General features: G+C 38.2%; 4 protein-coding genes. 3 read left to right on the top strand and 1 reads right to left on the bottom strand.

The window, feature by feature from the left end:
• Positions 1 to 376: 376 nt before the first annotated feature.
• The 3 genes from wecB (at position 377) to WC622_RS16160 (ending at position 5,032) form a co-directional block, all read left to right on the top strand.
• Positions 377 to 1,498 (top strand): non-hydrolyzing UDP-N-acetylglucosamine 2-epimerase, encoded by a 1,122-nt coding sequence (wecB, locus tag WC622_RS16170; RefSeq protein WP_372820728.1) that lies wholly within the window; start codon positions 377 to 379, stop codon positions 1,496 to 1,498.
• A gap of 231 nt (positions 1,499 to 1,729) precedes the next feature.
• Positions 1,730 to 3,409, top strand: a complete 1,680-nt coding sequence (locus WC622_RS16165; protein WP_372820727.1) for a capsule assembly Wzi family protein — start codon at positions 1,730 to 1,732, stop codon at positions 3,407 to 3,409.
• Between the two features lie 1,224 nt (positions 3,410 to 4,633).
• Complete coding sequence (locus WC622_RS16160) at positions 4,634 to 5,032, top strand: helix-turn-helix domain-containing protein (protein ID WP_372820726.1); 399 nt, start codon at positions 4,634 to 4,636, stop codon at positions 5,030 to 5,032.
• A 781-nt stretch (positions 5,033 to 5,813) separates the two neighbouring features.
• Here WC622_RS16160 and WC622_RS16155 read toward each other — a convergent pair.
• Positions 5,814 to 6,318: CpsB/CapC family capsule biosynthesis tyrosine phosphatase (locus WC622_RS16155; protein ID WP_372820725.1), on the bottom strand; the 505-nt coding region annotated here is incomplete at its 5' end.

Below are 6,318 nucleotides of genomic sequence, written 5' to 3'. Positions count from 1 at the left end.
TAGCAATAATCCGCACCTATTAGAAAATTATCCCCAGAATTTCAGTCTTTTGCTTACGAGCATTTTTATTGGCCAGAAATCTGTAAAACTATCGATAAATTAGTATGGAGGAAATGATATTAGACCCGTTATTACCTATAATTAGTATGAATTATACTACAACGGCTATTACTCGTACCTGTATAGAATCTGTAATAAGTTTACGAACAACGGAACTTACATTTAAAATAAAGGATATTTATCCTTTATTTTGCCAGATGTACAAATTATACATCTGCAAGAAATATTACCAGAATTATACCGTAACTCTTGCCAAATCTCTGTATTTTTTGCAAAAATTAATGAACAGGCGTTAATCCAGAACTAAAAAATAGCAGTGAAGAAAATACTAATCGCTTTTGGTACCAGGCCAGAGGCCATCAAAATGGCTCCTTTAATTAACGAATTCAAGCGTCATAAAAATAAATACGAAGTGAAGATTTGTGTTACAGGTCAACATCGGGAGTTACTAGATCAGGTTTTAGATTTTTTTGAGATTGTACCCGACTATGATCTGAAGCTAATGAAAAGCAAACAAGATTTAAGTCAACTCACTGCAGCAGTAATTGAAGGGATGAAAGTTGTACTTGACTCCTTTAAGGCCGATTTTTTGTTTGTACATGGCGACACCACTACTTCTACATTTGCTGCATTGGCTGGGTTTTATGCTGGCGTAAAGATATGCCACGTAGAGGCAGGTTTGCGTACCCATAACATAAATTTCCCTTTTCCAGAAGAGGCCAATCGCCAATTGACTTCCCGATTAACCTATTTGCACTTTACACCAACTGCTGTAGCTTCTGCTAATCTTTTAAAAGAAGGCATTGAGCCAAAGCGCATCTATTTAACTGGAAATACCATTATTGATGCATTGCTATTTGCCAGTAAAAAAATAGAAAAAATTAAATATTCTCAAATAGAGATAGTAAAGAGTCTCATTAATGCCGACAGACCTGTAGTATTGGTGACCTGCCATAGGAGAGAGAATTTTGGACAAAACTTTGAACACATTTGTAGTGCCTTAAAACATATTGCAGAAACTAATGATGTTCAGCTCATTTATCCTGTCCATTTGAACCCAAACATTCGCGATACGGCCTACCAAATGATCGGAAATGTAAAAAATATCACCTTAGTAGAACCTTTAGATTACCCTACTTTTGTGTGGTTAATGAAAACAGCTAACTTTATAATTACAGATAGCGGAGGGATACAAGAAGAAGGAACAACATTAGGGAAGTCTATCTTATTGATGCGTGCCTGCACTGAACGACCAGAATTAGTTGATACTGGATTGGTAAAACTTGTTGGTTCGGATCCAAAAAGAATTATTGGTGAGGCTACTGCACTTTTGAAAAGCCAGAATAGATTACAATCTCCTGCAATTCAATCTAGCCCATATGGTAATGGAGATGCAGCGAAACAGATATTGGCGGTATTGAATCAGCATATCCATTAAAGCTTATCAACTCTTTCGTATTTACATCCTATTACTTGTTCTAATGTGATGGGGAGCACCGAGCAATTGGTAATAATTACAACACTATTCTTAGTGTAATTCGTAAATAAAATGTTTAAATCATCGTTATAGAGTAGGGCAAAGAATGGTTTATGAATTCTATCTCTTATATTTAGAAAATAAATATAGTATTTAGAAACCTTAATAAGGCTAAAGGAAGCGGCTGACTGTATGAACAAAAAAATCTTAGTAGTAGTACTCTTATTATCAACTGGTATGTTTAAGGCGGTTAGTCAGACCTTACCAGTTGGTCAATTACAAAATATTGACGATGCCTACCGTAGGCAACAATTACTAGGGAATGATACTTCAAAAAGTTCATTCATGATCCGCCCTATTCATATCACTGATGTCAACACATTTGACCTTTCAGAGGATGAGGGCTCATTTTCAACGCATGATTTTCGTAAACAATTATATAGTTCTGCAAATGGAGTAACGGCCTTATATGCCTTGCCAGTTGTGTGGCAGCAGCAATATACTACACATCATCCTTATGGGTGGAACGATGGGGCAATGGTGCCTGCAAAAGGGTACCAGACCTTATTTAGTGCAGGCCTTTATGCTAAATTAGGCCCTTTAAGTATCCAATTTAAACCAGAAGTGGTTTTTGCACAAAATAAAGATTTTTTAGAAATTTCAGAACCAGCACCTTTTAAACCAAATGTAATAGGATCAATGTATAATAACATTGACTTACCTGAAAAATTTGGCAATGGAGCGTATCATAAATTCAATTGGGGGCAGAGCAGTATTAGGCTTAATGTTGGTCCAATGTCATTAGGTTTATCTAATGAAAATTTATGGTGGGGGCCAGGCGTTCGAAACTCTTTATTAATGAGTAACAATGCGAGTGGCTTTAAGCATCTAACATTAAATACGATTAGACCAGTCAATACACCTATTGGTTCGTTCGAAGTACAACTCATCTCAGGTAAGTTGGAAAAATCGGGTTACCCAGGGTCTCAACATATAACATCCAAGGTGAAACCAAATGATTGGCGTTACCTTTCTGGCTTAGCATTTGTGTTTAACCCTAAATGGGTGCCCGGATTGTATCTTGGGTTCGATCGTTCGTATGCTCTTTACAGTAAAGATCTTGGCCATGGATTTTTTGATTATTTTCCAGTATTTTCGGCATTGGAGAAAGTGGCGTATGACGATCCAAACAATCCAAACTATGATTTTGAAGATGCGAAGAATAGAGATCAGTATTTTTCGTTATTTGCACGCTGGGTAATGCCAGAATCTCATGCAGAAGTGTATGTTCAGTATGGCAAAACAGATCACAATAAAAATTTAAGAGACATTTTGTTAGAACCAGAATCCTCAAGAGCTTATATTATAGGTTTCAGAAAATTAGTGCCCTTAGCAAAAGATGATGAATATATTCAGGTGGGTTTAGAAATGACTCAAATGGAAAAGAGCGCAACTAAGGAAATTAGGACAGGTGGTATTTGGTATACACATAGCCAAGTTTTAGATGGGTATACCAATAGAGGACAAGTATTGGGTGCAGGTATAGGGCCAGGAAGTGATTTACAATCGTTAGATATCAGTTGGGTAAAAGGCTTAAAAAAAATTGGCTTACAGTTAGAACGTCTAGTAAACAACAATGACTGGCTGTACAGAGCTGCGCCAAGTATCAGAAGGCACTGGGTAGATTTATCTGCTTCAGGGAAATTTGATTGGACCTACAAGAATTTTATTTTCAATTCTCAATTGACTTACGTTCGATCGTTAAATTACCAATATGTAGTAAAAGAAGCTGTACCTTATGACTTTTGGAATCATGATTTCCAAGATGCAAATAATGTGCAGTTGAGAGTTGGGGTGATGTATAGATGGTAATAGCTGATGAAAAATCAAACAGTAACCTCACAAAGTAAACTGCAGTCCAAGTGCCATTAATTAAGGATGTCAATGCACTGGCTTGTCTCGGCTCACCGCCGCCAAGGCTCTAAACTTTTTCTTGATAAAAAGTTTAGCAAAAATCAAGTCAGGAACGAAGCTTCTCCGCTTGGGGCTTACGCATGGCCCGCCGTTCCTGTCAGCCCATCGCTCTTTGGGGCAGTGGTTGATATTGGAGTGGTCTTGCAAAGGACGAGCGTAGTCGAAGTAATTCGTTTAGTACGAGCAACACATAGGCTTGCCTCGGCTCATCGCCCAATGTCATTAAGTTAAGAGAAATATGCGTCATTGCGAGGTACGAAGCAATCTTACAACGCTAGATTTCCTTTACCAACGCATTAGGATTTTTCATTGTTTAGTCTATTGTTTTCAATGGCATTCAAGAATGCTTCGCAATTGCTCTTAATAGAAAAGAAACCAAAACCCGAGCTTGCGAGAGCATAAATACTATTAAAAACAATAATTACTAATGAATAAATCAAGTCAGGAACGATGCTTACCCGCTTGGGGCATACGCATGGCCCGCCGTTCCTGACTGGCCATCGCTCTTTGAGGCAGTAGGCGTATTGAAGTGGCCTCGCAAAGGATGAGCCTAGTCGAGGCAATTCGTTAGTAAGAGTCAACGCACAGGCGGCTCACCGCTCCCGATTGGCTCTCTGCTCCATGCCGTCATCCCGTAATTGATACGGGATCGTAATGCTGTAGATAAATACAATCCGATAGCTATCGGATCGAGTTGGGTATGACGCTATGGGAAAGACTCCAATAGCCCGCCGTTCTTTCCTGCCTTCACTCTTTGGGCAAAGCAATAGTATTACGTATTGTGCATTAAAATAAGCTAATTAAATGCCTTTTGTTAAAGCCTTCTTCGGGACTTCTTCGGGTCTCCTTCGAGACTTGTTCGAGAAAAGAGGCGTTTTCTCGAACAACACCTTAACAAGACCTTAACCAGACCTAATGAAATGGGTAGTGTCAATAGCTCAATTAGGGCATAAGCCGATGGTCTTTTGTTTTTCGTGTAAGTTAAATTTGTTTTTCATAGCTATAGGTTGTGAATAAAAACCTAAATTAGTTTTACTAAAGGCTGTACCGAACCACTGCCAATTGTTAAAAACAATTGACGGGTTGTTTCTTACGCTCGAAAAAATTCATTTATATTTGACTATGGAAACCGCTGAAAAAACAAACCGCAACCACCTTGGCCGTAAAATTAGCCGCATTCGCGAACTGCGTGGCATGAAACAGGAAACCTTGGCTGCCGAACTGGGTATTAGCCAACAGGCCATTAGTAAGCTGGAACAAAGCGAAGAAATTGAGGATAGTACATTGGAGAAAGTAGCGAAGGTTTTAGGGGTAACTGCTGAAGCGATTAAAAATTTTAATGAGGAAACTGTATTTAATATTATAGGTAATACATACAATGATAATTCAGCGTCATTAAATTTCATGTGTACATTCAATCCATTAGAGAGATTAATGCAGGCGTTAGATGCTAATAAGGAATTATATGAAAGGCTATTGGCAAGTGAGCAAGAGAAAGTGGAGATTTTGAAAAATAAATAGAATTTAAGGTAAGGCGGTGTTATGAGCTACCTTTAATCCCTACTTTTCTACCATGGTTGTCATTCTAGTGTAGCGAAGGATCTGTTTCAAATCACACTTTTAATATTCCTACTCGGAGGAGGGTTAGTTGTATACTAATGTAATGCTGAGCTTGTTGAAGCAGTACTTACTTTAAAAAACCAACGCAGTGGCTTGCCTCGGCTCGCCGCCGCCAAGTGGCTCCTTCTTTGTCCTTGATGACAAAGAAGCAAACAATCAAGAAAGAACGATGCTTCCCCGCTCAAGGCTTACGCATGGCCCGCCGTTCTTTCAGTCTGCCGCTCTTTGGACAGTGGTTGATATGGGGATTGACGTGGTGTAGGTTAAGATCAGCCCCTAACCGTCCTTGTGAAGTCGATTTTTCGTCAGCTGTGGAAATCTCATTTCTGCTTTTAGTTATATGTTAATGTCATGCTGAACTTGTCGAAGTACTACTTACTTAAAATACCAGACGCACAAGCTTGCCTCGGCTCATCGCTTATTAAAAAGGCTGATTGTTATGTACGTTCCCAATATGCTTGTCATCCTGAGCATAGCGAAGGATCTCTTATACTCCATAATTAGTGCCTATTGGGATTAGGCTATGCAAAACCAATTTGATTGGCTGTGGCACAATCTCATTTCTGCTATTAGTTATATGCTAATGTAATGCTGAGCTTGTTGAAGCAGTACTTACTTTAAAACACCAACGCAGTGGCTTGCCTTGGCTCGTTGCTACGGAGAGGCTCCTCAAGTATTCCAATTATGAGCTTAGCAGACTTTGATTTTTCAATAATCCACTTTCTATTAAACGCGTAAAATGTTTACTAGATGGTACTCGCTTTAAAACTTCTAAATGTTTAACATGATGCAGATCGGTACCAATAAAATCAATCATATCTTTTTCAATTAATTTTTCGGCTATTACTTTAATGTGCTTTCCATAATGCTCTGTTAAAGAAAGGGCATTGACTTGCAATTCGACACCCATCTCTTTAAGTCGATTGTAATAATTAAAGTTGTTATGGAAAAACAAGTATCGTTCTGGATGAGCTAATATAACTTCATAACCCTTAATGCCTAAATCAAAAATAACTTCCTCTAAATCATGAGGAAGAGTAATTTGACTAAATTCTACCAATAACTTATTCCCAACTAACGGAAGTAAGCTATTAGTATTTAGCTGGTTTTGAAATTGTTCATCTAAATAGTATTCAGACGACAAATTCATTGTTATTCCATCAGGGATTTGATCATCTAATAATTTA

It is taken from the genome of Pedobacter sp. (assembly GCF_041662865.1).
Lineage (GTDB): Bacteria > Bacteroidota > Bacteroidia > Sphingobacteriales > Sphingobacteriaceae > Pedobacter.
This window is presented reverse-complemented; position numbering and strand designations above follow the sequence as displayed.